Raw genomic sequence first — 25,073 nt, 5'->3', positions numbered from 1 at the left:
CGGGGAAACCAGACTCAGAGGCCGTGCGGTCCGGGAGACGCGGCTCGGAGCTGATCGCTCGCCAGGAGGAGCAGGTATATGGCCGTAAGACCGAAAGATCTCTGGAGGAAGATCCGGAGCCATTTGGGTACGACCGTCGAGCATCCCGTGAGCCCCGCCGGCCGGGAGCTGCGGGCGCGCATCAAGGATCCCGGCGTGAAGAAGTCGGTGAGCGTCTGCCCGTACTGCGCCGTGGGCTGCTCGCAGCTCGTCTACCACCGCGACGGGCGCATCATAGACATCGAGGGCAACCCGGACAGCCCCATCAACGCCGGCACGCTCTGCCCCAAGGGCTCGGCGACTTACGGGATGGTCGTCTCCCCGCACCGGCTCGCTAAGGTCAGGTACCGCCGGCCCTACTCGCGGGAGTGGGAGGAGCTGCCGCTGGAGACGGCGATGGACATGATCGCCGAGCGGGTGAAGAAGGTGCGTGAGGAGAGCTGGGAGGAAGAGGACGGCCGGGGCCGCAGGCTCAGCCGCTCGATGGCCGTAGCCTCCATCGGCGGCGCGGCCATCGATAACGAGGAGAACTACCTCATCACCAAGCTCTTCCACTCTTTAGGGTTCGTACGAATTACCAACCAGGCGCGCATATGACACAGCTCGACGGTGCCCGGTCTGGGCATCACGTACGGCAGGGGCGGTGCGACCACCAACCTCATGGATCTGCAGAACGCCGACTGCATAATCATCCAGGGCTCCAACATGGCCGAGGCTCACCCGGTCGGCTTCCGCCACCCCATGATCGCGCGCGAGAAGGGGGCGACGCTCATCCACGTGGACCCGCGCTACACGCGCACCAGCGCCATGTGCGACATCTACGCCCCGATCCGGGCCGGAAGCGACATTGCCTTCCTCGGCGGCCTCATAAACTACGTCATAGAGAACGAGCGGTACTTCAGGGACTACGTCCTCAACTACACCAACGCGGCCACGCTCATCTCCGAGGACTTCCGGGATGCCGATCCCGCAGGCCTCTTCTCCGGCTGGGACGAGGAGAAGCAGGAGTACGACCCTACTTCCTGGCGCTACGAGGGCATGCCTCTCCGGTACGCCGCGGTCGGGGGCAGCCAGGGCGCCATCTTCGGAGAGGCCGGAGAGGGCGAGGATCACGCCGGGGAGCTGCACGCGGGCCGGCCGCGTCCGAACGATCAGACCCTGCAGCACCCCCGGTGCGTCTTCCAGATCCTCAAGCGCCACTTCGCCCGCTACACCCCCGAGATGGTCGAGAGGATAACCGGCTGTCCGAAGGAGAAGTTCCTGCAGATCGCGGAGACCATCTGCGAGAACTCCGGCAGGGACAAGACGACCGCGTTCGTCTACTCGGTCGGCTGGACGCAGCACTCCAAGGGGGTACAGGTCATCCGAGCCGCCGCCATCCTGCAGCTCTTGCTGGGGAACGTGGGCCGGCCCGGCGGCGGTGTGCTGGCGCTCAGGGGGCACGCCACCATCCAGGGCTCGACCGACATCGCCACCCTCTACGACGTTCTGCCCGGCTACATACCCATGCCGGACGTAGCGAAGAACCACAACACCTGGAGGGACTACGTAGAGACCGAGACGGCGGAGGCCGGCTGGTGGAGCTACTTCCCACAGTACGCGGCCAGCCTGATGAAGGCCTGGTACGGGGAGCACTTCGACCCGAAGGACGGTAAGCTCTTCGACCACTTCCCCCGCATCTCGGGCGACCACTCCTACTACCCGACCCTCATGGCCATGAAGGACGGAGAGGTTAAGGGCTGCTTCGTCTTCGGGCAGAACTTCGCCGTCGGCGGACCGCACGCGAAGCTGGCGCGCGACGGCATCCGCAACCTGGACTGGATCGTGGTGCTGGACGCCTTCGAGATAGAGACCGCCACCGCCTGGAAGCTGGACGGGGTGGACCCGGAGGAGTGCGGCACGGAGGTCTTCCTGATGCCCTCGGCGCTCGTCTCCGAGAAGGACGGGAGCTTCACCCAGACTCAGCGCTTGCTGCAGTGGCACGACAAGGCCGTGGACCCGCCCGGTGACGCCCGCAGCGACGCCTGGTTCGTCTTCCACCTCGGGCGCCGCCTGAAAGAGCTGTACGCGGATTCCGACGATCCGCGCGACACCCTGATAAAGGCGCTGAAGTGGGACTACCCGACGCAGGGGCCGCACGACGAGCCGGACATAGAGAGCATCCTGAAAGAGATCGGCGGCTACCGGACGGACACCGGCAAGCCGGTCGGCGGCTTCGCCGAGCTCAAAGACGATGGCTCCACGGCGTGTGGGGGCTGGATCTACTCCGGCGTCTTCGCCGGCGGGGTCAACCAGGCCCGGCGGCGCAAGCCCTGGCAGCGGCAAGATCTCGTCGCCTTAGAGTGGGGGTGGGCGTGGCCGATGAACCGCCGCATCCTCTACAACCGGGCCTCCGCCGACCCCGAAGGCAAACCCTGGAGCGAGCGCAAGAGGTACGTCTGGTGGGATGGTGAGCGATGGACCGGCCGCGACGTGCCGGACTTCGAGGCGACCAAGCCACCCTCCTACCGGCCGGGCCCCGAAGACAGGGGCGTGGACGCCATCCCCGGCGACGGGCCGTTCATCATGCAGGGCGACGGTAAGGGCTGGCTCTTCGCTCCCGTGGGGCTCAAGGACGGGCCGCTGCCCGTTCACTACGAGCCGGTCGAGTCTCCCGTCCCGAACCTGCTCTACGCGCAGCAGCGCGACCCGACCGCCCGGCTCTTCTTCCGCCCGGACAACCCGTACAACCTGCCGGAGGATCCCCGGTTCCCGCACGTGGTCACCACCTACCGCCTGACCGAACACCACACCAGCGGGGCCATGAGCCGCTGGATCCCCTGGCTCGGGGAGCTGCAGCCGGAGCTCTTCGCGGAGATCCCGCCCGAGCTCGCTGCGGAAGAGGGCGTACGAAACGCCGACTGGGTCACGATCGAGACGAGCCGGGGCAAGATCCATGCCCGCGCGCTCGTGAGCGACCGCATGCCGGTCTTCAGGTTCGACGGGCGCAAGATCTACCAGATAGGGCTGCCCTACCACTGGGGGCCGAACGGCGTGGTCAAGGGAGATGTGGTCAACGATCTCGTGCCGGTCTCACTGGAGCCCAACGTCGCCATCCACGAGGCCAAGGCCTTCACCGCCAACCTGAAGCGGGGACGCCTGTGAGGGAGGCGATGCAGCAGGAGCTGAACGAGCTCGGCCTCTGGCTCGCGGAGCATCCCGAGGCGGTCAGGCGCCTGAAGCCGGTGCGCAGCAGCGTGGTGCTGAAGCCCGGCGTCTACTACAACCGCGGCACGGGGATGGTCGAGCGGATCTACGCCCCGCAGCACGTGGCTCTGGGTAACCGGATCTTCCGCCTCAGCGGGGATCCCGGAGCCCCGGTCGAAGAACTTTGGCGCAAGGTGATGGGGGGATAGAGTGGCCAAGACAGGATTTCTGACCGACACCACGGTCTGCATCGGTTGCAAGGCCTGCGAGGTGGCCTGCAAGCAGTGGAACCAGCTCCCGGCCGACGGTTACGAGATGACCGGCGACTCCTACGACAACACGCAGACGCTCTCGGGCTCGACCTGGCGGCACGTGGCCTTCATCGAGAAGAGCGGAAGGAAGCGGCTGACCGGCGATGTGGACCTCGTCGCTCTGGCCGAGGGCGTAAGAGAGGAACTTCCGGAGGGAGCGGAGATAGACGGTCTGGGACGCTGGACGTTCATGAGTGACGTGTGCAAGCACTGCGCCAGGGCCCCCTGCCAGCAGGCCTGCCCGACGGGCGCGATTATCCGCAACGAGTTCGACAACGTCTACATCCAGCCCGACGTATGCAACGGCTGCGGCTACTGCGTCCCGGCGTGTCCCTACGGCGTCATAACCTCCGTCCCCGAGGACGGGCGCGCCTTCAAGTGCACCCTCTGCTACGACCGGCAGAAGGACGGGCTGGAGCCCGCCTGCGCCAAGGCCTGCCCGACCGACTCCATCGTCTTCGGCGAGGTGGAGGAGCTGGAACGCCGGGCCGAGGAGCGCGTGCGGGAGCTGCACGAGCGCGGCTACACCGAAGCCTACGTCTACGGCACCGAAGAGGTCGGCGGAACCGGGGGCATCGGGGGCAACCACTCGAAGTTCATCCTGATGGACCGGCCGGAGACCTACAACCTGCCCGCCGCCCCGGAGCTGCCGCAGGAGAAGGTGGGACCGGCCGTCGCCGCCAGCGCCGTGGCCGCAGCGGTGTTGAGCGCCGCCGTTGCTCTCGCCTTCCGGCGCTAGAGAAGGGGGTACGATGCGCGAGAACGGACGCCACGCCCGGGGCTCTGAGAGCTCGCACCACCCGGGCGACAGCTACTACAACATCCCGCCCATCAAGCGGCCGCACTGGACGTGGGAGATCTTCGTCTACTTCTGGGTCGGGGGCATCGGGGCCGGGGCGCACGCCGTGACCACCATAGCCCGCCTGCTGGGGCATGGGGACGCGGCGCTCTTGCGCGCGGGCCGGTACATAACGCTCGGGAGCATGGTCCTGAGTCCCCTCCTGCTCATAAGCGATCTGGGCCGTCCGGAGCGCTTCTACAACATGCTCCGTATCCTCAAGCTGCGCTCCCCGATGTCTCTGGGCTCCTGGTCGCTGTTTCTGTTCGGAAGCCTGAGCGGCCTCATAGCCACCGCCCAGGCGGCGCAGGACGGGCTGCTCGGCGGAGGCAACCCCGCCGCGCGCCTCGCCCGGGCGGTCCCGGCGCAGATACTCTCGGCGCTCGCGATGCCGTTCGCGCTGTTTGTGGGGTCGTACGGCGGTATCCTGCTCGCCGCCACCGCGGTCCCGATGTGGGCGCGCAACGCGCTCCTGATGGGGCCGACGTTTCTGGCCTCCTCTTTTTCCACCGGGCTCTCTGCGCTCTCGCTGGCTCTGAAGCTCGGCCGGTGGGGGGAGAAGGGGACGCACGCGGCGCTGCGGCGCGCCGAGCGGCTGGCGCTCGTGGCCGAGCTCGGGCTTATGGCCGCCTCGCTCGCGAAGATGGGGAAGTACGGGAAGCCCCTGTACGGAAAGCCGCTCGCGCCGCTCTTCTTCGGCGGCACGGTGCTCGGCGGGATACTCGCGCCGCTCGCGCTCCTCTCCGGGCGGGAGAGCCGTCCGCGGGGGATACTGGCTTCCGTTCTCGTGCTCCTCGGCGGGCTCGCCTTCCGGTATGTGATGGTTGAGGGCGGCAAGCGGAGCGCCGACGACCCGCAGGCCACCTTCAGCCACACCCGCAAAGAGGGCTGAGATGAAGATCGTGCTGCTCGGTCCTCCCGGCGCGGGCAAGGGGACGCAGGCACAGCGGCTCTCGGAGATGCTCTCCTACTTCCACATCTCCACCGGGCGCATGGTGCGGGCCCAGATAGAGGCCGGAACCGAGCTGGGACACAGGATGCGGGCGTACCACGACCGGGGCGAGCTGGTGCCGGACGAGCTCATCCTGGAGCTGCTCAGGCCGAACCTGGAGCCGGCGGGGCGCTGGATCCTGGACGGCTTCCCGCGCAGCATCCACCAGGCCCGCGTCCTGGACCGCATGCTGGAGGAGCGGGGGATCTCCCTGAGCCACGTCATCGTGCTGGAGGCTCCGGACGAGGTGCTGGTGGAGCGCGTCCGGGGCCGGCTGGTGAGCCGCTCCACCGGGCGCACCTACCACGTCGAGCACGATCCTCCCCCAGACCCGCGGGAGCACCTGGACCCCGGCCCGTTCGAGCGGCGGACGGACGACAACGAGGCAGCGTTACGCCGCCAGCTGGAGATCTACCGGCGCGAGATCGGGGACATCAAGCGGTTCTACGCCGGGAAGGGCATCCTCGAGGAGGTGGACGCCGCCCGGCCCATCCCGGAGGTCACTGAAAGCATCCTGGAGCTCCTGGGGCATCCGGAGAGGGTCGGCTGACCCGCCTGGCTGCGGTGGTAAGATACGCTTGCCTTCTTGGGGTGTCTTCCGAGACTGGAGGAGCTTATGAGCGATACCACCGTAACCGCCCGCCCGGTCTCCTCGCTGGTAGGCGGCCGGCGGCTGGACGATGCGCCGGGCGGGATCATGCAGTCCACCAACCCGGCCCGCCTGGACGAGGTGGTCGCCGAGGTCAGGCTGGGCGATGCGGGCACGTTCGTTGCGGCCTGCCGGGCGGCGCGGGAGGCGCAGAGGGAGTGGGCCGCGATCCCGGCCCCGATCCGCTCTCAGCTCATCAAGAAGATCGGCCGCCTCGTCGAGGCGAACAAGGAGGCGCTGGCGCGCCTTTTGACCCGCGATATCGGCAAACCTTACGCGGAATCTCTGGGCGAGGTGCAGGAGATAATAGACACCTGCGACTTCTTCACCGGCGAGGGCCGCCGGCTCTACGGCCGGACCGTCCCCTCCGAGATGCCGGACAAGCAGCTCTTCACCTTCCGGGTCCCGGTCGGCGTGGCAGCCATCATAACCGCCGGTAACTTCCCGGTCGCCGTGCCCTCCTGGTATATCGTTCCGGCGCTGACCTGCGGCAACGCGGTGGTCTGGAAGCCGGCCGAGTACTCCCCGGCCGTCGCGGACGCGTTCGCCGAGATCCTGATCCGCGGCGGCCTGCCGGACGGCGTGCTGAACGTCGTGCACGCCGAAGGCCCCTCCGCCTTCGAGGGGCTGGAGCGCGCGCTGGAGGAGGGGCTTGTGGACAAGGTCGGCTTCACCGGCTCTTCGGAGGTGGGGCGTGAGATCGGGGCGCTCTGCGGCCGGCACTACCAGTCGCCCTGCCTGGAATTGGGCGGCAAGAATCCTCTGGTGGTGATGCCGGACGCGGACCTCGACCTCGCCGTGGAGGGCGCGCTCTTCAGCGGCTTCGGCACCGCCGGGCAGCGCTGCACCTCTCTGGGCACCGCCATCGTGCACAAATCCGTATATGACGAGTTCCTGCGCAGGTTCGCCCGGGCAGTCGAGGAGGCGCCCATCGGCGACCCGATGCAGAACGTGCTCTACGGCCCGATGCTCGGCGAGCGCTTCTACGAGCGCTTCCTGGGCTGGCTGGAGCTGATCGAAGACCACCACGGCATCCACGGCTCCACCGGGACCGGCCGCATCACCTCCGGCAACCCGCGCCGGGGCTTCGTCGGCGACCCGGAGGCCGGGCTCTACTGCCACCCGGCCATCGTGAGCGGCGTGACGCCGGACGACGAACTCTACAAGAAGGAGACCTTCGGCCCGATCGTGGGGGTGGCCAGGTTCTCCGACTTCGAGGAGGCCGTCGAGCTCGCCAACGGCCACGGCTACGGGCTTTCGGCCGCGATCTACACCACCAACGCCACGCACGCCTTCCGCTTCCGGGAGCGCGTCAGCGCCGGGATGCTCAGCGTCAACAACTCCACCAGCGGCGCCGAGGCGCACCTGCCCTTCGGGGGCAACGGCAAGAGCGGCAACGGCAGCCGGCTCTCGGGCGTCTGGGTGCTGGACCAGTTCACCCGCTGGCAGGCCATGAACTGGGACTACGCCGGAAAGCTCCAGAAGGCCCAGATGGACGTTATCGACCTCCCGGCGGATATGGACTTCCGGCTGGAGACGTAGAGCTCCCCGGCATCGAGGCCGGGATGATCGGGGTCCACACCGGCCCGGCTCGTTCTAACCGGCGCTCGCCGCGGGTATCGCCGGGTAGTAGAATGCCGCCGCGGAGCCCACAGAGACCGGAGGGCGAGCCTGCCTTGGAACGCTACGACGTGATAGTCGCCGGGCTGGGGGGAATGGGGAGCGCCGCCGCGTGCGAGCTGTCCCGCCGCGGCCGGCGGGTGCTCGGGCTGGAGATGTACGCCCCGGCCCACGATCGGGGCTCCAGCCACGGCCGTTCGCGCATCATCCGCCAGGCGTACTACGAGGACCCGGCCTACGTGCCGCTGCTGCTGCGCGCCTACGAGCTGTGGGAGGAGCTGGAGCGGGCGTGCGGCAAGAGCCTGCTCACCATCACCGGCGGGCTGATGGTCGGGCGCCGGGAGAGCGGGCTGGTCTCCGGCAGCGTCCGCAGCGCTGAAGAATATGGCCTGCCGTACGAGCTGCTGGACGCGGAAGAGATCCGGGAGCGCTTCCCCGCCTTCGCCCCCACTCCGGAGACGGTCGCTCTGTATGAGGAGCGGGCGGGATTCCTCGATCCCGAGGAATCCGTGCGGGCGCACCTGGACCTTGCGGCCGCCCGGGGAGCCGAGCTGCGCTTCGAGGAGCCGGTCTTGCGGTGGAAGGCATCGGGTGGCGGTGTGCGGGTGGAGACGGGCCGGGGAGCGTACGAGGCCGGGCGGCTCGTGATCTGTCCCGGCCCCTGGGCCCCGCAGCTCCTCGGGGATCTGGGTCTCCCCCTGCGGGTGGAGCGGCAGGTCATGTACTGGTTCGAGCCTCAGGAGAGCCTGGGGCGGTTCCCGGTCTTCATCTGGGAGCCGGCCGGCGGCGACGTGTTCTACGGCATCCCGGACGGGGCCTACGGCGGGGTGAAGGCCGCCTTCCACCGGGTGGCCGGAGCGATCTGCACGCCGGAGACGCTGGACCGGGAGGTGCGCGAGGAGGAGGAGGTGGAGCGCATCCGCGGCTGCCTCTCGCGACACATCCCGGCGCTCGCCGGGCGCTGTGCGCACGCGGCGGCGTGCATGTACACCAACACGCCGGACTTCCACTTCATCCTCTCCCCGCATCCCGAGCACCCGAACGTCTCGGTCGCCGCGGGGTTCTCCGGGCACGGCTACAAGTTCTGCAGCGTGGTCGGCGAGATCCTGGCCGACCTCGCCACCGAAGGCGAAACCTCCCACCCGATAGACCTCTTCTCCCCGGCCCGGTTCCTGAAGGAGGTGTAGATGTGAGGATCCTCGGAGCCGAAGAGACGCGCGAGCGCTTGCCTTACGCTAGGCTGGCGGACTCCATCCGGGAGGTCGCGCTGGCCCGCGGCCGGGGTGCCGTCCGGGCCCCGGAGCGCCTGGCGGTGCCGCTTCCGGAGGGCGGGACTCTGCTCGTAATGCCCGCCGCGGATGCGGAGCTGGCGATGACCAAGCTCGTCACCGTGCACCCGGAGAACGCGGGGCGCGGCCTCCCCGCCATCAGGGGCGAGGTGGTGGTGATGGAGGCGGCGACCGGCCGCCGGCTGGCGCTGCTCGACGGCTCCGCCGTCACCGCCCGGCGCACGGCCGCCCTCTCGCTGCTGGCCGCGCGAGAGCTGGCCCGCCACCCTGAGGGGCCGCTGCTCGTGGTAGGGGCGGGCACCCAGGGCCGCTCTCACCTCGAAGCGTTCCGGGAGGGGCTGGGAGTGGGGGAGGCGTTCGTGGCCTCCCGTACCCGGGAGTCTGCGGAGCGGTTGGCGGAGCACGCCCGGGGGCTGGGGATGCGGGCCCGTGCCGTGGATGGGCCGGAGGAAGTCCTGGGAGACGTGCCGCTCGTCGTCACCGCAACCACGAGCGCCGAGCCGGTGCTGCCGGAGGGCGTTACTCAGGAGGCCTTCATCGCCGCGGTCGGGGCGTTCAGGCCGGAGATGGCGGAGCTGCCGCCGGGGCTGGTGGCGCGGGCCGTTGTGGTCGTGGACACGCTCGAAGGCGCGCGGGCGGAGGCCGGGGACCTCATCCGGGCGGCGGACGTTGGGGCCTTCGATTGGGAGGACGCTGTGGAGTTGGAGGAGGTGTTGCAGGGCCGCGGGTTCGGGGCCGGTCCCGTCGTCTTCAAGAGCGTGGGACACGCGCTCTGGGATCTCGCGGCCGTCCGCGCCGCTCTGGCGGAGGCATGAGTCAGCGGCGCATCTTGCGCTGCAGGTCCAGCTGCAGGCGGCGGGCCTCGTCGTAGTCGCGCATGGCGTCCCACAGCTGGCCTTCGGGGACGGTGCGGTGCCAGCGCCGGATGCTGATGCCGTAGCGCAGCTTGAGCGCGCGCACGGAGTCGCGAGTGTAGCGGAGTGCGAACATTATCTTGCGCGTCTCGTCCGGGTTGCGGGGGAGCAGCTCCATCCGGCTCTCCAGCCACCAGCCCACCTCCGGTGGCTTCGAACCGGCGTTGAGGAGGATCAGGTTCGCTTCCCACTCGACGCGCAGATTGTCCATCTCGAAGGTGCCGGGACGGACGTTCAGCGGGCCGGAGCGGAAGGAATCGTCGCGCGAGAAGCCGAAGAGCCGCTCAAAGAGCCGGCGGACCGCCGGCCTGCGGGCGTTCTCGTAGCGGGAGCGCAGCGCCAGGAGCTGCTCGTCGGAGTAGACGCCCAGGCCATCCAGCGTCGGACGCCGGGCGTCGAGGCCGCTGCGCTCCAGCACCCGGCGGAAAGAGGCGTAGTCGCGCAGGCTTCCTGCGAGCCAGATGCTCCAGCCGCCGAGCGCCACCAGCAGCCCGAAAGCTATGGTCGCGTAGAACAGGGCGTGGGGGACGGCCCGCACCCCGAAGAAGTTGTAGTAGAGGACGACGGCGCTGATGCCGGCGAAGAAGGTGACGAGCCCGATCACCAGGAAGGCTCCGAGGCGCCGGACCGGATCGGAGCAGGCACTCGCCAGCCCCTCCCACGCGAGCCGCTCTTCCTCGGGGCCGAGGGCGCTGTTCTTGAGGCTCTTCACGCAGACCATTCTACCCGGATTTCCCGCCTCCGGACTGTGCTCCGGAACACCCCGACGATAAAATACGTGATCTCTACAACGACTTCCCGGAGGTTGTCATCGATCGCCGCAGGAATAGAGAGGGCATGAGGGTCTACCGGGCCGGCCACATCCCCCGCACGGAGCTCCGGTCCCCGGAGGAGCGCCGGCCCCCCAGCGCTCCCCGCAGGCGGCGGCGCTGGGTGCCGCTGGCGCTGCTGGCCCTCTTCGCGCTGCTCGTCCTCTACGCCCTCTTCACGCTCCTCGGAACGCAGCGCGTCGTGCTGCTGGGGAGCGACGCCCGCCCGGAGGACGAGGCCTCCCGCTCGGACACGATCATGATCGCGGCCGTGGGCACCGACAACGGGGCCGGCATGCTCTCCGTGCCACGGGACACGCTGGTCGAGATTCCGGGCCACGGCCAGGATAAGATCAACGCCGCCTTCGCCTATGGCGGGCCCGAACTCACCGTGGAGACGCTGGAGAGCTTCACCGGACGCTCGATCGGGAACTACGTGGTGATCCGCTTCGAGGGCGTCGAGGAGATCGTGGACGCCATGGGCGGCATCACGTTGGACGTGCAGGAGCCGCTGAACGTAGACGGCGTGAGCCTCCAGCCCGGTCTCCAGACACTGAACGGCGAGCAGGCCCTGGCCTACGTCCGCTACCGGGGCGGCCCCACGGCAGATATCGGGCGCATAGAGCGCCAGCAGCGCTTCCTGCAGGCAGCCTTCTCCGAAGTCACCTCGCCGGCGAACATCCCGGATTTGCCGGGCGTGATCCGGGCCACCTGGAACAGCATCGAGACGAACATGAACCCCGTCGAGCTCGCCATCTTCGGCGTGCGGCTGAGCCTCGCCCGCGGCGAGATGACGGCCGAACTCTATCCCGGCACACCTCAGTACATAGACGGCATCTCCTACTGGATCCCCGACACCGCCACCGGCCGGCAGACCGTAGAGAACACGATAGACTAGCTCCGAACGCTAGCCTCTCGCACCGCCACCTCCCCGGACGCTCCTTCGCCTGCGGCCGCCCGCCGCAGCCGCAGCGCCCGCACCAATCCCTGGTGGTGGTCGTCGGAGAACTCCCTGAGGGCCGCTTCACGCCCGCTACCCCTTCCCGCCGATCTTCAACGCGCCCTTCCTTCGGTGGAGGCTGAGGTAAGCGAAATCCTCCGAACCGCTGCGCACCGAACGCCGGACCCCTTTCGGGATAAACACCAGCCTCCCGGCCGCCAGCGGGTGCTCCTTACCCTCCACGGTGACGCTTCCAGAACCGGCCACCCCGACCAGTACGACGTCCACCTCGTCGCTGACGTGCTCCCCGACACCGCTTCCGGCCGAAAAGAGCACGAGGTTCGCGTTCAGATCCTCGCTCCCCGCCAGCGTCCAGACCGTCCCGAAACTGCCCCGGCTCCCGGCAGCCAGCTTTCGCAGGTCGGCCGCGTGACCCGGATCACCTCTCTCCTCGCGCATCTATCACCTCCATGAAAACATACTAATACATAAAATGTCATAGATAAAGCGCTTCCTTGAGGGGGTTTGAGGCATGGGGGCGGTTGGTGAGGAAGAGGGGGGTGATGGGGTTTGATCTCCCTGAGCGGCGCCAGCTCGGGATACCGGAGTCCGGGGGTTAATCTGGATGTCGGTCTGCGTTCCTCATTCCTGTTCTCTCCTCTGCCGGTCCGGTTCGGGGCAGCGGGAGTATCAGCGGCGTCCCGCGGGCCGGGTGCTCGGTGACGGAGATCGGGTAGTCGAAGACTCCGGAGAGCAAATCCGCCGTCATCACCTCTGCCGGCCGGCCCAGCGCGACCAGCTCTCCCCCGCTCAAGACGGCCACCCGGTCGGCGTGGGCGGCGGCGAGGTTCAGGTCGTGCAGCACGGCCAGGACCGCGGCCCCGCCGGCTGCGAGCCCGCGCGCCGTCTCCATCACCAGCTCCTGGTGGCGGATGTCCAGGGCGGCCGTCGGCTCGTCGAGGAGCATCACCGGCGCCTCCTGCGCCAGGACGCGCGCGAGGGTGACGCGCCGCTGCTCGCCGCCCGAGAGGGTGGGGTAGCTGCGGGCCTCCAGGTGCCGGGTGTCGGTCTGCTCCATGCAGCGTCTCGCCACCGCCAGATCCTCCGGGCCCTCGTCCCGTCCGAAGCCCAGATGCGGCGCGCGGCCCATCAGCACGACCTCCAGCGCGGTGAAGGCGAACCGGAGGTACGTCTGCTGCGGCAGCACAGAGCGCTTCAAGGCGAGTTCCCGGACCGCATAATCGGATAGTGGCCGGCCGTAGAGCAGGACCTCCCCTTCGGCCGGCTCAGCGTCCCCTGCGAGCAGCCGCAGCAGGGTCGTCTTGCCTGCCCCGTTGGGGCCGACGAGCGCCAGGAGCTCTCCGGGGTAGAGCTCCAGCTCGACGCCGCCGAGCAGGCGGCTCGCTCCGGCGGAGTACCCGAGGTCGCGGGCCTGAAGGGCGGCGTATCTCATCCCCAGCCCCCATGCTGCTTGCGGGTGCGGTGCAACAGCCAGAGGAAGAACGGGCCGCCGACGAAGGCTGTGACGACTCCCAGGGGCAGCTCGGCGGGGATGACCAGGGTGCGGGCGGCGAGGTCGGCCAGGAGCAGGAGGGCCGCGCCGCCCAGGACGCTGGCCGGCAGGAGCGTGCGGTGGTCGGGGCCTGAGAGCAGCCGGATCAGGTGCGGCACCACCAGCCCCACGAAACCGATGATCCCGGAGACCGAGACGGCTGCGCCCGTGATGAGGGCCGCGAGGGCTATGAGCGCCAGGCGTACCCGCTCGGTGGAGACGCCGAGGTGCTGCGCCTCGCTCTCGCCGAGGACCATCAGGTTCAGCTCCCGGCCCCGGCGTGCTGCGAGGAACGCTCCGGCTCCGACGAACGGCAGAACGGTCAGCACCGCCGGCCACGTGGCTCCCCCGAGGCTGCCGAGCGTCCAGAACACGATGTTGCGGAGCTGGGCATCGGTGGCCATCGTGGTCAGGAGACCCGTTCCCGCGCCGGCCACGGCGTTCACGGCGATGCCGGTGAGGATGAGGGTCACGACCTCCGTCCGGCCGCCGTGGCGGGCGAAGGCGTAGACGGTGAGCGTGGCGAGAAGACCGCCGCCGAAGGCGAAGAACGGCAGCGCGAGTCCTCCGAAGGCGGCGATCCCGAACACGATGGCGGCCACCGCACCGAGCGCCGCGCCGCTGGAGACCCCGATGATGCCGGGCTCGGCAAGCGGGTTGCGGAAGATACCCTGCAGCGCGGCTCCGGCCACCGCGAGCCCTCCGCCCACCAGCGCGCCCAACGCGACCCGGGGCAGCCGGATCCCCCACAGCACCGCCGCCTGCTGTTCGGTGTACGGGACCCCGAGGTCCAGCCCTGCTCCTCCGGCCAGGATCGCGACGACCTCCAGCGGCCCGATCCCGACGGCCCCGAGCCCTACGTTCAGCAGCACCGCCGCGACCAGCGCCACCGTCAGCAACGGGAAGAGCGCGGCCCGGGCGATCAAGCGCCCGCTCGCGCCGGAGAACCAGCCCGCAACCTCCCGCTTACGCCGCAGCGCCTTCAGCGCTCTCGCTCCGGTACTCCCCAACACCTCTTCGTCTACTCCTCCAGTTCGGGGTGCAGATCGAGCACGAGCTCCCTGAGCGCCTGGCCGGTACGGGGACCCATGCCGAGCAGGTACAGGTCGTCGTAGGCGAGGATGCGGCCCTCCTGCGCGGCAGGCGTCTCGGCGATGCCGGGTATCCGAAGCAGCCCCTCCTCGCCGCCGACGGACTCCAGGCCGGCCGAGAGCAGGAGCAACACGTCCGGCTGGGCTGCGGAGAGCGCCTCCGGGGTGAGCGGCCGGTAGCCGTCTATCCCGGCCTCGGTCCCGGCGTCGATGCCGCCGGCGGCCTGAATGAGGGTGTCGGCGGTAGAGCCGCGGCCCCCGATCATCTGCGTCCCCTGCCCCCGCACGTAGAGGAACATCACGCTGGGTTCGGACTCGGTCTCTCCGGCGAGCTCCAGAGCTTCGTCTATCTCCTCCCGGGTCCGCGTTGCAAGCTCTTCTCCCTTCTCCGGCACCCCCAAGGCCTCGGCGACGCCCCGGATCTTCTGCTCCGGAGCCTCCAGAGTCGGCGGGTCCTCCAAAATGACGACCGGCACGCCGGAAGCCCGGATCTGCTCTATCACCTCCGGAGGTCCGGCCTCCTCAGTGCCTATTACCACGCTGGGGTTAAGCGAGAGTATCCCCTCAGCGTTTAGCTCCCGCTGGTAGCCGAACTTGGGCAGCTCCTGCGCCTCCTCCGGGTAGGTCGCGCTCACGTCGGTGCCGACGACGTTCTCCCCAAGCCCCAAAGCCCACACAATCTCCGCTATGTCCCCGTTGAGCGGGACGATCCTGCTCACATCCCCGACCGTCACCTCCTCCCCATCGGCACTCGCCACCGTAGCCGGTAGCCGCGGCTCCAGACCCCCTTCAGGACTCGCCCTCTCCCCGCTCCGAACCGGTTCCCCCTCCGAAGCAACAGAGCCCCGCGAACTCTCCCCGGAATCTCCCCGCGATCCACAGGCCACAGAGAAGACCAGGGCCAGACACAACACTGCCAGCCCCCCTCTTCTCGTCATTTCACCACCTCCCACACGTAACTCCCGAGGACATGCTAATGATTATCATTAACGCTAAAATGTTAAAGGGGGTTTAGTGTGGGGACAGTGATCTGGATCAAACAACGCTTACGGATCAAACAACGCTTACTTTGGTGTTGCCATGGGGGAGGTCTTTCCGGACGCTATGGTGACCACGCAGACGGCATCCTCCAGGGCCTCCGCGCTGTGCCGCACGCCGGACTCGCAGGTGATGAGCATCTCGGGTCCGGCCTCGAGGGTTTCTTCCGACGTCATGAACCGCACCCGGCCCTCCCGGACGCTAATTGAGATAGGCCCCGGAGCTGCGTGTTCCTCCAGCTTGTCTCCGGCTCTCATCACCAGCAGGACGACGTTCATGCCCTGGCCCTTGCGCAGCGTGATCGCGTTCCGCCGTCCCTCCCGCCACGCCTTCTCCTCACGCAGCCGGGACACCGCCTCATCCAGCCTGAAGCTCTGTACCGGTGCGCTCATGGGCCTCTCGGAACCCGGATGCCGACGCGAACTCATCTCTCTGAACTCCTCTCCCTTAGTGCGTTGCGTATGGATAGACTAATACAAAACATGTAGCAGTTAAAGAGGGCTTTGAGGCGGTATCATGATGCAATGGCCGGCACGAGGATGTTCTTGCGGGTAGCGTGAGGTTGGAGCTCAGCAGCGAGGGGCGCTATGCTCTGCGGGCTCTCGTCTATCTGGCGGAGAGGAGGGGTGAGCGGGTAACGGCGGCCAGGATCTCGGAAGAGGCAGAGATCCCGCGCCGGCTGCTGGCTCGTATTCTGGCCCGGCTCGCGCGTGCCGGGCTGGTGGAGAGCCGGGAGGGCAAGGGTGGGGGATCCCGTCTGGCCCGTGCTGCGGAGGAGATCACGCTCCGCGACGCGGTGGAGGCTTCGGAGGGGCCCTTCGAGGTAAGCCGGTGCATCATGGAGCAGCGCGCCTGCGGGGAGGGGCGGCCGTGTGCCATGCATGAGGCCTGGGAGGAGGGGCAGGAGGCAATTCTGGAGTACCTTGCGGAGCACACCCTCGCGGACTTCGTAACCCGCACCGTCTCCCGCTAGCGGGGGCTCTCTACGCCGCGGCGCTCTCGGCGAGCTTGCGCTGCTCGGAGATGAGGCGGTTGAGCCAGGCCAGTTCGGGGCGGTTCCCGATCATCCTCTCCGCGTTGACGAACCAGTTCAGGGCGTCGCGGTGGTGTCCGAGTCGCCGGTTCAGTTCGCCGATGAGGTAGGTGGTGAGCGGCAGCTCGCGCCAGTCCAACGGTTCGGTGTCCAGGGCACGCATGAAGTGCCGCACGGCCCGGTGCTGGAATGAGCTTTCGAACGGCTGCTGGCGTTCCTTGCGGCAGACCCACGAGGCGCGCAGGCAGATGTCTCCCAGCCTGAAGTGGCTGAAGTCCCGCTCCCGTCCGCACAGTTCGGCCGCGTGGAACGGCAGCCAGGGGGTAGGGTTGCTCTTGAAGACCCGCAGCATCCCGTCTCCGGCCAGCCGCTCTTCGAGCTCGTAGCGCTCGTCGAAGCTGAGGTCCACCTCCTCGAAGTTCTCTGGGGCGGCGAACCCGCAGGCCGGGCACATGGTCACCTCGCGCTGCAGGATCTTCGCGGCGTCGGATTGGCGGCCGGGGAAGCGCGGGCAGAGGTCCGACTCCCGCCCGACGGTCACGTAGGAGCCGGGCGGCAGGTGGGGGAAGACTTGCCCGCACAGAGGACACCGGGTGTAGATCGGCCTGACATCTCCCATACCCGCTCCCTGCGTGCTCTGCCGTCCACAGCTTACGGACTCTACCCTACGCTCCGAGTTTACCACACCGCCTGGAGGTATAATCTGAACCCGGTACGGATGAGAGGAGCCGGAAACATGTTTCACAGGAGGAGGAGGAAGAGCTTCGGGGATCGCGTAGTGGATGTAGCCGCCGGGCTGGCGGGCGGGGCTGCCGGCCGGCTGGCTCCGGGCGTCGTGCGCGCCGGGGTGAGGGGGGCCTCCCTCTCGGCGGCCCGGCGGTCCGCCATCTACCGCGCCGCCGGCCTGAGCGCCGCTTCGGTGCTCGGGATCTTGGCCCTCGGGTTTGCGGGCGGCTACCTGTACGCGAAGTCGCGCGGGAACTAACCCGTGGAGCGGCGCAAGAGCGACGCGGAGGTCGCCCTGGAGCTGATGCGGCTCGTGCTGGAGCTGGCCGGCAACCGCCGGCTCTCCCCGACCCGTTCGCTGGCCCTCTACCATCTCTGCCGGGAGGCCGTGGCCTACGAGCCGGAGGGAAGCGTGACCGCCGAGTATCTCGAAGAGAGCCTCAGGCGCCTGCTCCAGGGCTAGAGGTGCCGTTCCAGAAATCCGGCCACGCGCTCGGCATAAGCGGCGCGGTCGGCGAAGTAGGAGCCGCAGTGATCGGCCTCCTCCACGATCCAGAGCTCTTTGGGGTCTCCGGCCCGCGCGTAGAGTGTGCGGGAGTCCTCCGGATCCGTCACGGTATCCCGTCCGCCGTGAATAAAGAGGCAGGCGCGGGGCGAGATCCTCTCCACCTCCCGGATGGGCTCCACCTCCCGCACGTCGTAGGGGAGGAACCTCTCGGCCGCGAGCGCGAACGGGAGGGAGAAGAGCCCTATGCGGCGGCGCAGGTGGGCGCGCAGCAGCTCGCGCTGAGAGGCGAACGGCGAGTCGGCCACGACGGCTCCGACCCGCTCGTCTCCGGCGGCGACCATTATCGCTACCGCCGCCCCCATCGAGTACCCTACCAGGCCCAGTGGAGCGTCCGAGCGGGTGCGCGCATACTCAATGGCTGCCAGAGCATCCAGCTGCTCCAGATAGCCCAGGGTGGTTATCTCGCCCTCTGAGTCCCCCCGCCCGCGGTTGTCGAAGAGCAGGACGTCGGCTCCGCCTCGCCAGAGGGCGGCCGCGATCCCCAGCGTGTGATGCTTCGCCCCTTTATACCCGGCCAGCGTTATGACCGTACGCCGCGCATCCGGACTCCCGAGCCACCAGCCCCGCAGCCGGAGGCCGTCCCGCGTCCGGAAGGAGACCTCCTCGTAGGGGATGCCGAACTCCCAGGGGGTGAGGAAGCGCTCTTCGGTAGGCCCCGGGCGCACCACGCGCCGGGCCGCTACCCGGGCCGAGAGCAGGGTGAGCGCCGCGAAACCTGCGGGGAGCCCCAGGGCGAGCCTCGCCGCTCCCCTGCCGCCCGCCTTGAGCGAGGTGTCTCTCCGCATAATCCGCAACACCGTTATTATATAGGAGGAGGGGCGGGCGAGCTCCGGGGACGTGATTCTCGTGAACGGCGGCGTGCTGACGGCCGGCCCCGCACCAGGGGCGTAGGACGGCATTGCAGGGGTGAGGGTGGGCCCTGCGATCCCGGGCGGCGAGGCGGTCTACGCCTCCTGGCCTACTCCTCCCACTCCCTGACGTACCGCTCCCGGAACTCTACTATATGCTCTCTCAGCAGCTCTGCGGCTCGCTTCGCGTCACGGGCCTCCACGGCGGCCATGATGGCTTCATGCTGCTTTGCCTCGTGCACGTAGGTTGCCTGCACCTTCCAGAACCGAAGGGTCATGACCCGGATCTGGTCCTGCAGCTGGTTTAGCGTAGCTACGATCCGGGAGTTGTCGCACTTGGCCACCAGCGCGCTGTGAAAGGCCCGGTTAAGCCTTGAGAGCTCGCGCTGGTCGCCCCTCTCCACCGCCCGCCAGGCATCGTCGAGGATCTTCCGGAGGTCCGCTGTGTCCTCATTGCTCATATTTGGTATCGCCCGCTCCAGGGCCAGTGGTTCCAGGATTTCGCGCAGCTCGTATATTTCCCGGGCGTCGCGCGGCGTGAAGTCTCGCACCCGCATACCGCGGAACGCGTTCATCTCGACTATCCCCTCACGCGCGAGGATGATCAAAGCCTCCCTCACCGGCGTCTTGGAGATGTTGTACTTGGCGGCCAGCTCGGCCTCCACGAGCGGCTGCCGGGGCAGGAGGCGGTGGCTGAGAATGTCGTCCTTGATCCGATTGTAAGACCGTTGCGTCAGAGATTCACGCACCTACCGCCTCCCCCGGCCAAAAACCACTATTCATATCCCAATTATAACCCTATTTCCTTGACTCGGTATCTCAGATAATATATTTTCTAATATGCCAAAGCAAGGCATATTGCTTTCGGTTATCGAGGAGGTTGGTGAGATAAATAGGGGTGGGGAACCAAGGGGATCGGGCACCTTCGATCGTGAGGGGTGTATAGCGGTCATCCAGAGGCTGGCTACCCGGCCGGGCAGCTGCCGGGAACCAGGCTTCTTCGGAGCAACTCCGGGAGGTGCTCGGGAGAGGGTATGAACTGGGATCTGGTGGTTCAGGAGTGGTCTCTCTTACCGTCCGGGTTTGTGGAGCTCGTAACCGATCCCATCGTTCTGCTATGTATTGCCGTGGGCGGGATCATCGGCGTGTTCGCCGGGATAATGCCGGGGCTCACGGCGGTAATGGCCATGTCGCTGCTGCTGGGTTTCACCTTTGAATTGCCTCCGGAGGCCGGCCTCGGTCTTCTGATAGGCATCTTCACCGGGGCCATCTACGCCGGCAGCATCACGGCGATCATGATCAACATGCCGGGCACGCCGGCTGCGGCGGCCACAGTTTTGGATGGTTTCCCGCTGGCACGCCAGGGCAAGGCCCGGGAGGCAGTCGGGTCTGCGACCTGGGCCAGTTTCTTCGGGGAAGTGATCGGGGAGTTCATCACGCTGGTGCTTTTGCCGGTCATAGCCGTGTTTGCGTTGCTTCTTGGGGATTGGGAGATCTTCCTGGTCGCTCTCATCGGGCTTGCGCTGGCTGGATCGCTGGCGGCCAAGAGCCCGCTCAAGGGTTGGATAGCCGGTCTCTTCGGGTTTCTGGTGGCTATGGTCGGGCTGGATCCTATCTACGGTGTCGAGCGCTTCGGTTACACGCCGGAGATGCTGCGGGGGATTCAGTTCCTGCCAGCGCTCATCGGGTTGTTTGGGATCGCGGAGGTCATCTACGTGCTGCGCCACCAGACCCCGTACGCGCTCACGGAGCCTCCCGGACGCGCGATAACCCGGTGGCGCGAGTTGAAGCGGAACGTCGGGAACATCATCCGTTCGGCCTTCGTCGGGGTCGGTATGGGAGTTGTTCCAGGTGTAGGAGAGTCAGCGGCGCCCTGGGCTGCCTACGACATAGCCCGGCGGCGCTCCAGAGAGCCCGAGAAGTTCGGCAAGGGATCTCACGAGGGCATCATCGCTGCTGAGACTGCCAACAACGCTACCTCCGGAGGGTCGCTGATCCCGGCCATGGTGCTGGGAATCCCGGGGAGCGGTACTACTGCCGTGCTGATAGCCGCTCTCTTCGCCTACGGGCTGCGTCCAGGGCCTCTGCTTATAGTCGAGTCTCCGGGATTTATCGGCAAGGTGATTCTAATGTTCTGGTTCTCCGCTCTGTGGACGCGGGCCATCGCCTACTTCATGAGCCAGCACTTCATCCGGTTTCTCTCTATACCGCGCGAGATCATTCTGCCCGCTGCGGTCTGCCTGGCGGTTATCGGGGCGTGGGGGACCGGATTTACCAAGTTCGATATCTGGGTTGCGTTGCTGTTCGGCGTGATCGGCTACCTGATGCGGCGGCGGGGCTATCCGCTCGCTCCGATGGTTCTCGGCATACTCGTCGGCCCGATAGCCGATCGGGCCCTGCGGCGGGCGATTCTGACCTACGGAGGAGATTGGATGGAGATGCTCGCCCGACCGGTGGGGCTCGTCATGCTCACGCTGCTGATCCTAGTGCTCTATCTGGTTTTCCGGCAGCAGATGAGCGGTCGGGGGCAGGAGGCCCGGGAGACTAATGAGAGGGAGGAGGGCAGTGGCTGAGATACAGCTTGCCAGGGAAACCGCAGAAGAGGTTGCCCGGCGACTGTTTCACGTAGTGGAGGTACCGGAAGCAGCCTCTAGGACGGCTGCCAGGCATTTAGTGGAAGCGGACCTGAGAGGCGTGGAGACCCACGGGCTGGTCCGGCTGCCGCTCTACGTGAACCGGATCCGGGCCGGCTACCTCAACGCGAAGGCAGAACCAGAGATAGTAGAAGATGGACCGGCCACGGCGGTGGTTGACGGGCACCACGGACTCGGGCAGGTCAACGGAGACTTCGCCATGCGCCTCGCGGTGGAGAAGGCCCGGGAGATTGGGGTCGGGGCTGTGGCCGTACGCAACAGCAGCCACTTCGGAGCTGCGGCTAGCTACGCGATTCTGGCCGCGGACTCCGGTTGCCTGGGGCTCGCTACTACCAATTCCGCTCCGCTTTTAGCTCCCGTTGGCGGACTCGAACGGCGGGTGGGGAACAATCCCCTCGCCATAGCTGCCCCCTCCGGCGAAGGATTCCCGGTAGTCCTGGACATAGCGATGAGCGCGGTAGCCGCCTGGCGCATAAGAATGGCGACCGAGCGCGGGGAGAAGATCCCGCCGGATTGGGCCTTCGACAAGCGCGGTGAGCCGACGACTGATGCCTACGCGGCATTCCAGGGCGGGGGCTTGCTGCGTCCACTGGGAGACCACAAGGGTGTGGGGCTGGCGCTGATGATGGATGTCCTCTCCGGCATCCTCTCCGGTGGCGGTTTCGGAACCGGAGTCAGACGTTTGGACCAGCCGGGTTACCTGAACACCAGCCACTTCTTCCTCGCCATAAATATCTCCAGGTTCATGGAACCTGAAACCTTCACGGCGCGAATGTCGGAGCTGGCCCGCGAGTTCTACAACACTCCCACGCGGGAGGGGGTAGAGAAAGTATTGCTCCCGGGAGAGCTTGAGGCTCGCATCCAGGCCAGGCGCATGAAGCACGGCATCCCCTACAGGTTGCAGATCTACGAGCCTATTCTCGAGCTGGCCGGAGAACTGGGGGTAAAGCTGCCGATTCCCTTGGCCGATCTGCAGGAGGGAGCGCGGAGGACATGACCCATCTGGTTTATGTTCAGCGGCCAATCCACGAGGAAGCGATAGAGCTTTTGCGCAGCAGCACCAAAGTCGTGCTGGGTTTCGGACCCGGAGGGAGGGATATTGAGGCCATTCTGCCGGACGTGCACGCCATCTTGGTGCGGACCGATCCTCTGCCGGCGGAGCTGATCCGGCGAGCCAGGTCGCTGCGGGTCATCGCCCGCCACGGCGTCGGAGTGGACAACATAGCCCTGGACGAGGCGAACCGCCGGTGTATCCCCGTGCTCATAACTCCGGAGGCCAACCTGCGGTCGGTGGCAGAGCATGTCTTCGCCCTGGCGCTGGCAGCGAGCCGGAATCTCATGCGTGCCGACAGCTTCGTGCGCACCGGAAGGTTCGCCGAGCGGGACCGGCTGGCCGGGAGAGAACTCTTCGGGGGGAGAATAGGAGTGATCGGTATAGGGAGGATCGGAGCGGAAGTAGTCCGCATCGCCCGGGGCGGGTTTGCCATGCAGGCGCTGGGCTACGATCCGCACCTAACGCCGGAGGAGATCCGGCAGCAGGGAGCGGAGCCGACCGAGAATCTGGATAAGCTGCTCTCGACAAGCGATATCGTTACCGTGCACGTACCCCTCACCCCGAAGACCCGTGGCCTGCTCGGAGCGCGCGAGCTCTCCCTCATGCGGCCGGAGTCCGTGCTGGTGCAAACCTCCCGCGGGGGAGTGATCGACGAAGCGACGCTGGCCGCCGCGATGCGTGAGGGCCGCCTGGCCGGGGCCGGAGTGGATGTCTTCGAGCAGGAGCCGCCGCCTGAGGACCATCCGTTCTTCGGCATGAACAGTATGGTGCTCACCCCGCACATCGGGGCGCACACTCGGCAGGCCATGCGGCGCATGGCGATGGCCGCCGCGCGCGGCATACTGGATGTTCTCTCTGGAGTCGACCCGTTCGGTCCGGACCGGCCGGGTATCTGGCAGCCCGTAAACAACCAACTCTCATCTTCGATCAGGCAGAGGAAAGGAGTGAAGCAGTGTCGTTAAAGCAGCGCCTGGCCGGTGGCGAACTGAGCATCTCTACGATGGTCTCCGAGGTGAAGAACCCGAACCTGGCTCGCATGTTCGCAACGGCGGGCCTCGACTCCATGATCATTGACATGGAGCACGGGACCTTCGACTGGTCGGACATGTCGGCGATGATCGCCGTAGCCAGGGGAGCCGGTCTGGCACCGGTGGTGAGGATCCCGGAGATCCGGCGAGAGGCTGTACTCAAGCCGCTGGACGCAGGTGCTGCCGGCCTGCTCGTGCCGATGGTCAACAGCGTCGAGAAAGCGAGGGAGGTGATTCGTCTGGCCAAGTATCCTCCGGCCGGAGTGCGCGGCACCGCTCTGCGGCGCGGACACAGCGACTACCGGCAGGTATCGGCCGGGGAGTACCTGCGCCGCGTCAACGAGGAGGTGGCCCTGCTGCTGCAGATCGAGACCCGCCAGTCCCTGAAACAGGTGGACGAGATGATGCAGCTGGACGGTGTGGATGCCATCTTTATAGGGCCGTTCGACCTCTCGGTAGACATGGGGATCCCCGGCCAGGTCTGGAACCCGGACATCCGCGCGGTGTTCTCCAGGGTGATCGAGTCCGGCAAGCGCCACAATGTAGCTACGGGGATCCAGGTGTTCAGCATGGAGCAGGCCAAGGAACTCGTGAAAGAAGGCGTGCGCTACCTATCGTTCAGCAGCGACGTGAACATGCTCGTGGACCAAGCGGCTGCAGCGGCGGCAGTCATCCGGGCAGAGCTAGACGGTTATCAGGGCGTCCGGCAAGAAGCAGACAGGAAAGTTTAACCAAGGAGGTAGAGATGCCATGAAGAGGTTGTTCGTAGTCATCACGGGGCTTATGGCGGTGACGCTGGTGGTGTCCGCCTGCGCGGCGGACACGGCCGAGGACTGGCCCCAGAGGCCCATCGAGGTTACGGTAGGCTGGTCGGCGGGCGGGTCTTCCGACCTGATCTCCCGGACCATCGCCCGGGAGATGGAGGAGGAACTCGGCGTAACGATGCAGATCACCAACGTCGAGGGAGCTACCGGCGGCATCGGGGCCGGACAGGTCGCCCGCGCCCCAGCCGATGGCTACCGGGTCTTCGCCGGTGCGTCGGTGCACGGCATGTGGCCGGTTATGGATCTGGCCGATGTGGGGTGGGAGGACTTCTATGCTTTCCTGGCGGGTTTTACGCCGACGACCATCTACGTGGCGGACGATTCGCCCTACCAGACGATCGAAGATCTCGTCGCAGCCATGGAGGAGGATCCGGGCTCGCTGCGGTTCGGCACACCGGGACCGGGGAGCAACGGTGAGATCCTGGTCCGGGTTCTGTTCGACGTCGCCGGGCTGCCCGAGAACGCCGCCGAGCATGTCCCTTACGGCGGCGGCAGCGAGGCCGGACAGTTCCTTGCTGCTGGGGAGGTGGACTTCATCTCCGTCACGCTTGCCGACGTAATAGATCTGGCGCGGGACGGGCAGATCCGGCCGCTGGGGAACCTCTTCCCTGAGGAAATGGAGTTGGCCGGACTCACATTCCCGAGCATCATAGATTCCTATCCTGAGCTGGAGCCGTATACGGCGATCAATCCCTGGTTCGGCATGTACCTTTCCCGCGAGACTGATCCGGAGATCGTCGAGAGGTTCACCGAGGCTTTTCTGGCAGCGGTCGAAGATGAAAGTTTCCGACAGTGGTTTGAGGAGGAGTTCTTCTCGGTGCATCAGCCGACCGTCGGCCAAGAAGCTGATGAGGTCATGTCCCAGATCGAGTCGGCCCGCGGGTGGGCGCTCTACGACCTCGGGATGGCCCCAAACAACCCCGCAGAGATGGGCATACCGCAGATTACCAAGTGGAGCTGGCCGCCGCACGAGCGGGCCGAGCAGGCCGAGCCGTGGCCCGAAGGGGTCCAGGCTGCCGCAAGCGGCGGGTGAGCGACAGGGGCCCGGGGCTGCCTCTCCGGGCCCCGCTT

26 protein-coding genes are annotated in these 25,073 nt (G+C 67.2%); 17 read left to right on the top strand and 9 right to left on the bottom strand.

What is annotated here, in order from left to right; genetic code table 11:
• Positions 1-78 precede the first annotated feature (78 nt).
• From fdh to E0L93_RS03360, 8 genes are all read left to right on the top strand, one after another.
• Positions 79-3,183: a formate dehydrogenase gene (fdh, locus tag E0L93_RS03395; RefSeq protein WP_424511416.1), complete on the top strand. Its 3,105-nt coding sequence runs from the start codon at positions 79-81 to the stop codon at positions 3,181-3,183.
• Between the two features lie 8 nt (positions 3,184-3,191).
• On the top strand, positions 3,192-3,434 hold the full coding sequence (locus E0L93_RS03390; RefSeq protein WP_132688462.1) for a hypothetical protein: 243 nt from the start codon (positions 3,192-3,194) through the stop codon (positions 3,432-3,434).
• A gap of 1 nt (position 3,435) precedes the next feature.
• On the top strand, positions 3,436-4,275 hold the full coding sequence (locus tag E0L93_RS03385) for a 4Fe-4S dicluster domain-containing protein (RefSeq protein WP_132688459.1): 840 nt from the start codon (positions 3,436-3,438) through the stop codon (positions 4,273-4,275).
• Positions 4,276-4,288: 13 nt separating this feature from the next.
• Entirely contained in the window at positions 4,289-5,266 is a 978-nt protein-coding gene (nrfD, locus tag E0L93_RS03380; RefSeq protein WP_132688456.1) for an NrfD/PsrC family molybdoenzyme membrane anchor subunit, read from the top strand.
• A 1-nt stretch (position 5,267) separates the two neighbouring features.
• Positions 5,268-5,915 carry an adenylate kinase gene (locus tag E0L93_RS03375; RefSeq protein ID WP_132688453.1) on the top strand — a complete coding sequence of 216 codons (648 nt, stop codon included), beginning with the start codon at positions 5,268-5,270 and terminating at the stop codon, positions 5,913-5,915.
• 66 nt (positions 5,916-5,981) lie between these two features.
• Positions 5,982-7,556, top strand: coding sequence for an aldehyde dehydrogenase family protein (locus tag E0L93_RS03370; protein ID WP_132688450.1), 1,575 nt, complete (start codon positions 5,982-5,984; stop codon positions 7,554-7,556).
• A gap of 134 nt (positions 7,557-7,690) precedes the next feature.
• Positions 7,691-8,821 carry an N-methyl-L-tryptophan oxidase gene (gene solA / locus E0L93_RS03365; protein WP_243638085.1) on the top strand — a complete coding sequence of 377 codons (1,131 nt, stop codon included), beginning with the start codon at positions 7,691-7,693 and terminating at the stop codon, positions 8,819-8,821.
• A gap of 2 nt (positions 8,822-8,823) precedes the next feature.
• Positions 8,824-9,738 (top strand): delta(1)-pyrroline-2-carboxylate reductase family protein, encoded by a 915-nt coding sequence (locus E0L93_RS03360; protein ID WP_132688444.1) that lies wholly within the window; start codon positions 8,824-8,826, stop codon positions 9,736-9,738.
• A gap of 1 nt (position 9,739) precedes the next feature.
• On the opposite strand, the gene E0L93_RS03355 is transcribed toward E0L93_RS03360, so the two are convergent.
• The gene (locus E0L93_RS03355; protein WP_132688441.1) at positions 9,740-10,549 is read right to left on the bottom strand and encodes a hypothetical protein; all 810 of its coding nucleotides are present in this window, start codon (positions 10,547-10,549) and stop codon (positions 9,740-9,742) included.
• 125 nt (positions 10,550-10,674) lie between these two features.
• On the opposite strand from E0L93_RS03355, the gene E0L93_RS03350 reads away from it, so the two are divergent.
• Complete coding sequence (locus E0L93_RS03350; RefSeq protein ID WP_132688438.1) at positions 10,675-11,544, top strand: LCP family protein; 870 nt, start codon at positions 10,675-10,677, stop codon at positions 11,542-11,544.
• A 135-nt stretch (positions 11,545-11,679) separates the two neighbouring features.
• Here E0L93_RS03350 and E0L93_RS03345 read toward each other — a convergent pair whose 3' ends face one another.
• The 5 genes from E0L93_RS03345 to E0L93_RS03325 form a co-directional block, all read right to left on the bottom strand.
• Complete coding sequence (locus E0L93_RS03345) at positions 11,680-12,045, bottom strand: cupin domain-containing protein (protein WP_132688435.1); 366 nt, start codon at positions 12,043-12,045, stop codon at positions 11,680-11,682.
• A gap of 157 nt (positions 12,046-12,202) precedes the next feature.
• Positions 12,203-13,039 (bottom strand): heme ABC transporter ATP-binding protein, encoded by an 837-nt coding sequence (locus tag E0L93_RS03340; RefSeq protein ID WP_132688432.1) that lies wholly within the window; start codon positions 13,037-13,039, stop codon positions 12,203-12,205.
• Positions 13,036-14,151 (bottom strand): FecCD family ABC transporter permease, encoded by a 1,116-nt coding sequence (locus E0L93_RS03335; RefSeq protein ID WP_207890302.1) that lies wholly within the window; start codon positions 14,149-14,151, stop codon positions 13,036-13,038. The genes E0L93_RS03340 and E0L93_RS03335 overlap by 4 nt, the downstream gene beginning before the upstream one ends.
• A gap of 8 nt (positions 14,152-14,159) precedes the next feature.
• A complete protein-coding gene (locus tag E0L93_RS03330; RefSeq protein WP_132688429.1) occupies positions 14,160-15,167 on the bottom strand; it encodes a heme/hemin ABC transporter substrate-binding protein in 1,008 nt (335 codons plus the stop codon).
• A gap of 126 nt (positions 15,168-15,293) precedes the next feature.
• Entirely contained in the window at positions 15,294-15,659 is a 366-nt protein-coding gene (locus E0L93_RS03325) for a cupin domain-containing protein (protein WP_132688426.1), read from the bottom strand.
• A gap of 164 nt (positions 15,660-15,823) precedes the next feature.
• On the opposite strand from E0L93_RS03325, the gene E0L93_RS03320 reads away from it, so the two are divergent.
• Positions 15,824-16,240, top strand: coding sequence for an RrF2 family transcriptional regulator (locus tag E0L93_RS03320; protein ID WP_132688423.1), 417 nt, complete (start codon positions 15,824-15,826; stop codon positions 16,238-16,240).
• Between the two features lie 10 nt (positions 16,241-16,250).
• Here E0L93_RS03320 and E0L93_RS15705 read toward each other — a convergent pair whose 3' ends face one another.
• Positions 16,251-16,919: a DUF2225 domain-containing protein gene (locus E0L93_RS15705; RefSeq protein ID WP_165874138.1), complete on the bottom strand. Its 669-nt coding sequence runs from the start codon at positions 16,917-16,919 to the stop codon at positions 16,251-16,253.
• Positions 16,920-17,036: 117 nt separating this feature from the next.
• Between E0L93_RS15705 and E0L93_RS15700 the strand changes: the two genes are divergently transcribed.
• A complete protein-coding gene (locus E0L93_RS15700) occupies positions 17,037-17,285 on the top strand; it encodes a hypothetical protein (RefSeq protein WP_165874137.1) in 249 nt (82 codons plus the stop codon).
• A gap of 3 nt (positions 17,286-17,288) precedes the next feature.
• Positions 17,289-17,489 carry a hypothetical protein gene (locus E0L93_RS15695; RefSeq protein ID WP_165874136.1) on the top strand — a complete coding sequence of 67 codons (201 nt, stop codon included), beginning with the start codon at positions 17,289-17,291 and terminating at the stop codon, positions 17,487-17,489.
• Here the strand turns inward: E0L93_RS15695 and E0L93_RS03310 are convergent.
• Together E0L93_RS03310 and E0L93_RS03305 are read right to left on the bottom strand one after the other, a co-directional pair.
• On the bottom strand, positions 17,486-18,391 hold the full coding sequence (locus E0L93_RS03310) for an alpha/beta hydrolase (protein ID WP_243638084.1): 906 nt from the start codon (positions 18,389-18,391) through the stop codon (positions 17,486-17,488). The genes E0L93_RS15695 and E0L93_RS03310 overlap by 4 nt on opposite strands.
• A 161-nt stretch (positions 18,392-18,552) precedes the next feature.
• Positions 18,553-19,191: a GntR family transcriptional regulator gene (locus E0L93_RS03305; RefSeq protein WP_132688417.1), complete on the bottom strand. Its 639-nt coding sequence runs from the start codon at positions 19,189-19,191 to the stop codon at positions 18,553-18,555.
• Positions 19,192-19,476: 285 nt separating this feature from the next.
• Here E0L93_RS03305 and E0L93_RS03300 point away from each other — a divergent pair, with 285 nt between their 5' ends.
• The 5 genes from E0L93_RS03300 to E0L93_RS03280 are packed head-to-tail and all read left to right on the top strand — an operon-like array spanning position 19,477 to position 25,035.
• Positions 19,477-21,015, top strand: coding sequence for a tripartite tricarboxylate transporter permease (locus E0L93_RS03300; RefSeq protein WP_132688414.1), 1,539 nt, complete (start codon positions 19,477-19,479; stop codon positions 21,013-21,015).
• Entirely contained in the window at positions 20,990-22,093 is a 1,104-nt protein-coding gene (locus E0L93_RS03295) for an Ldh family oxidoreductase (RefSeq protein ID WP_132688412.1), read from the top strand. The genes E0L93_RS03300 and E0L93_RS03295 overlap by 26 nt, the downstream gene beginning before the upstream one ends.
• Positions 22,090-23,112, top strand: coding sequence for an NAD(P)-dependent oxidoreductase (locus tag E0L93_RS03290; protein WP_132688409.1), 1,023 nt, complete (start codon positions 22,090-22,092; stop codon positions 23,110-23,112). The genes E0L93_RS03295 and E0L93_RS03290 overlap by 4 nt, the downstream gene beginning before the upstream one ends.
• Positions 23,103-23,909, top strand: a complete 807-nt coding sequence (locus tag E0L93_RS03285; RefSeq protein ID WP_132688406.1) for an HpcH/HpaI aldolase family protein — start codon at positions 23,103-23,105, stop codon at positions 23,907-23,909. Before E0L93_RS03290 ends, E0L93_RS03285 begins: the two co-directional genes overlap by 10 nt.
• Positions 23,910-23,928: 19 nt before the next feature.
• Complete coding sequence (locus E0L93_RS03280) at positions 23,929-25,035, top strand: Bug family tripartite tricarboxylate transporter substrate binding protein (protein WP_132688403.1); 1,107 nt, start codon at positions 23,929-23,931, stop codon at positions 25,033-25,035.
• The last annotated feature ends 38 nt before the right edge of the window (positions 25,036-25,073 follow it).

Origin of the sequence: Rubrobacter taiwanensis (assembly GCF_004337705.1) — a bacterium.
Lineage (GTDB): Bacteria > Actinomycetota > Rubrobacteria > Rubrobacterales > Rubrobacteraceae > Rubrobacter_C > Rubrobacter_C taiwanensis.
This window is presented reverse-complemented; position numbering and strand designations above follow the sequence as displayed.

Excerpts from the sequence above, each read along its gene's own strand:
- E0L93_RS03390 (WP_132688462.1), top strand. The coding sequence starts at position 3,192 with ATGCAGCAGGAGCTGAACGAGCTCGGCCTCTGGCTCGCGGAGCATCCC.
- nrfD (WP_132688456.1), top strand. The coding sequence starts at position 4,289 with ATGCGCGAGAACGGACGCCACGCCCGGGGCTCTGAGAGCTCGCACCAC.
- E0L93_RS03375 (WP_132688453.1), top strand. The coding sequence starts at position 5,268 with ATGAAGATCGTGCTGCTCGGTCCTCCCGGCGCGGGCAAGGGGACGCAG.
- E0L93_RS03370 (WP_132688450.1), top strand. The coding sequence starts at position 5,982 with ATGAGCGATACCACCGTAACCGCCCGCCCGGTCTCCTCGCTGGTAGGC.
- E0L93_RS03350 (WP_132688438.1), top strand. The coding sequence starts at position 10,675 with ATGAGGGTCTACCGGGCCGGCCACATCCCCCGCACGGAGCTCCGGTCC.
- E0L93_RS03345 (WP_132688435.1), bottom strand. The coding sequence starts at position 12,045 with ATGCGCGAGGAGAGAGGTGATCCGGGTCACGCGGCCGACCTGCGAAAG.
- E0L93_RS03340 (WP_132688432.1), bottom strand. The coding sequence starts at position 13,039 with ATGAGATACGCCGCCCTTCAGGCCCGCGACCTCGGGTACTCCGCCGGA.
- E0L93_RS03330 (WP_132688429.1), bottom strand. The coding sequence starts at position 15,167 with ATGACGAGAAGAGGGGGGCTGGCAGTGTTGTGTCTGGCCCTGGTCTTC.
- E0L93_RS03325 (WP_132688426.1), bottom strand. The coding sequence starts at position 15,659 with ATGAGCGCACCGGTACAGAGCTTCAGGCTGGATGAGGCGGTGTCCCGG.
- E0L93_RS15705 (WP_165874138.1), bottom strand. The coding sequence starts at position 16,919 with ATGGGAGATGTCAGGCCGATCTACACCCGGTGTCCTCTGTGCGGGCAA.
- E0L93_RS15700 (WP_165874137.1), top strand. The coding sequence starts at position 17,037 with ATGTTTCACAGGAGGAGGAGGAAGAGCTTCGGGGATCGCGTAGTGGAT.
- E0L93_RS03300 (WP_132688414.1), top strand. The coding sequence starts at position 19,477 with ATGAACTGGGATCTGGTGGTTCAGGAGTGGTCTCTCTTACCGTCCGGG.
- E0L93_RS03295 (WP_132688412.1), top strand. The coding sequence starts at position 20,990 with ATGAGAGGGAGGAGGGCAGTGGCTGAGATACAGCTTGCCAGGGAAACC.
- E0L93_RS03290 (WP_132688409.1), top strand. The coding sequence starts at position 22,090 with ATGACCCATCTGGTTTATGTTCAGCGGCCAATCCACGAGGAAGCGATA.
- E0L93_RS03280 (WP_132688403.1), top strand. The coding sequence starts at position 23,929 with ATGAAGAGGTTGTTCGTAGTCATCACGGGGCTTATGGCGGTGACGCTG.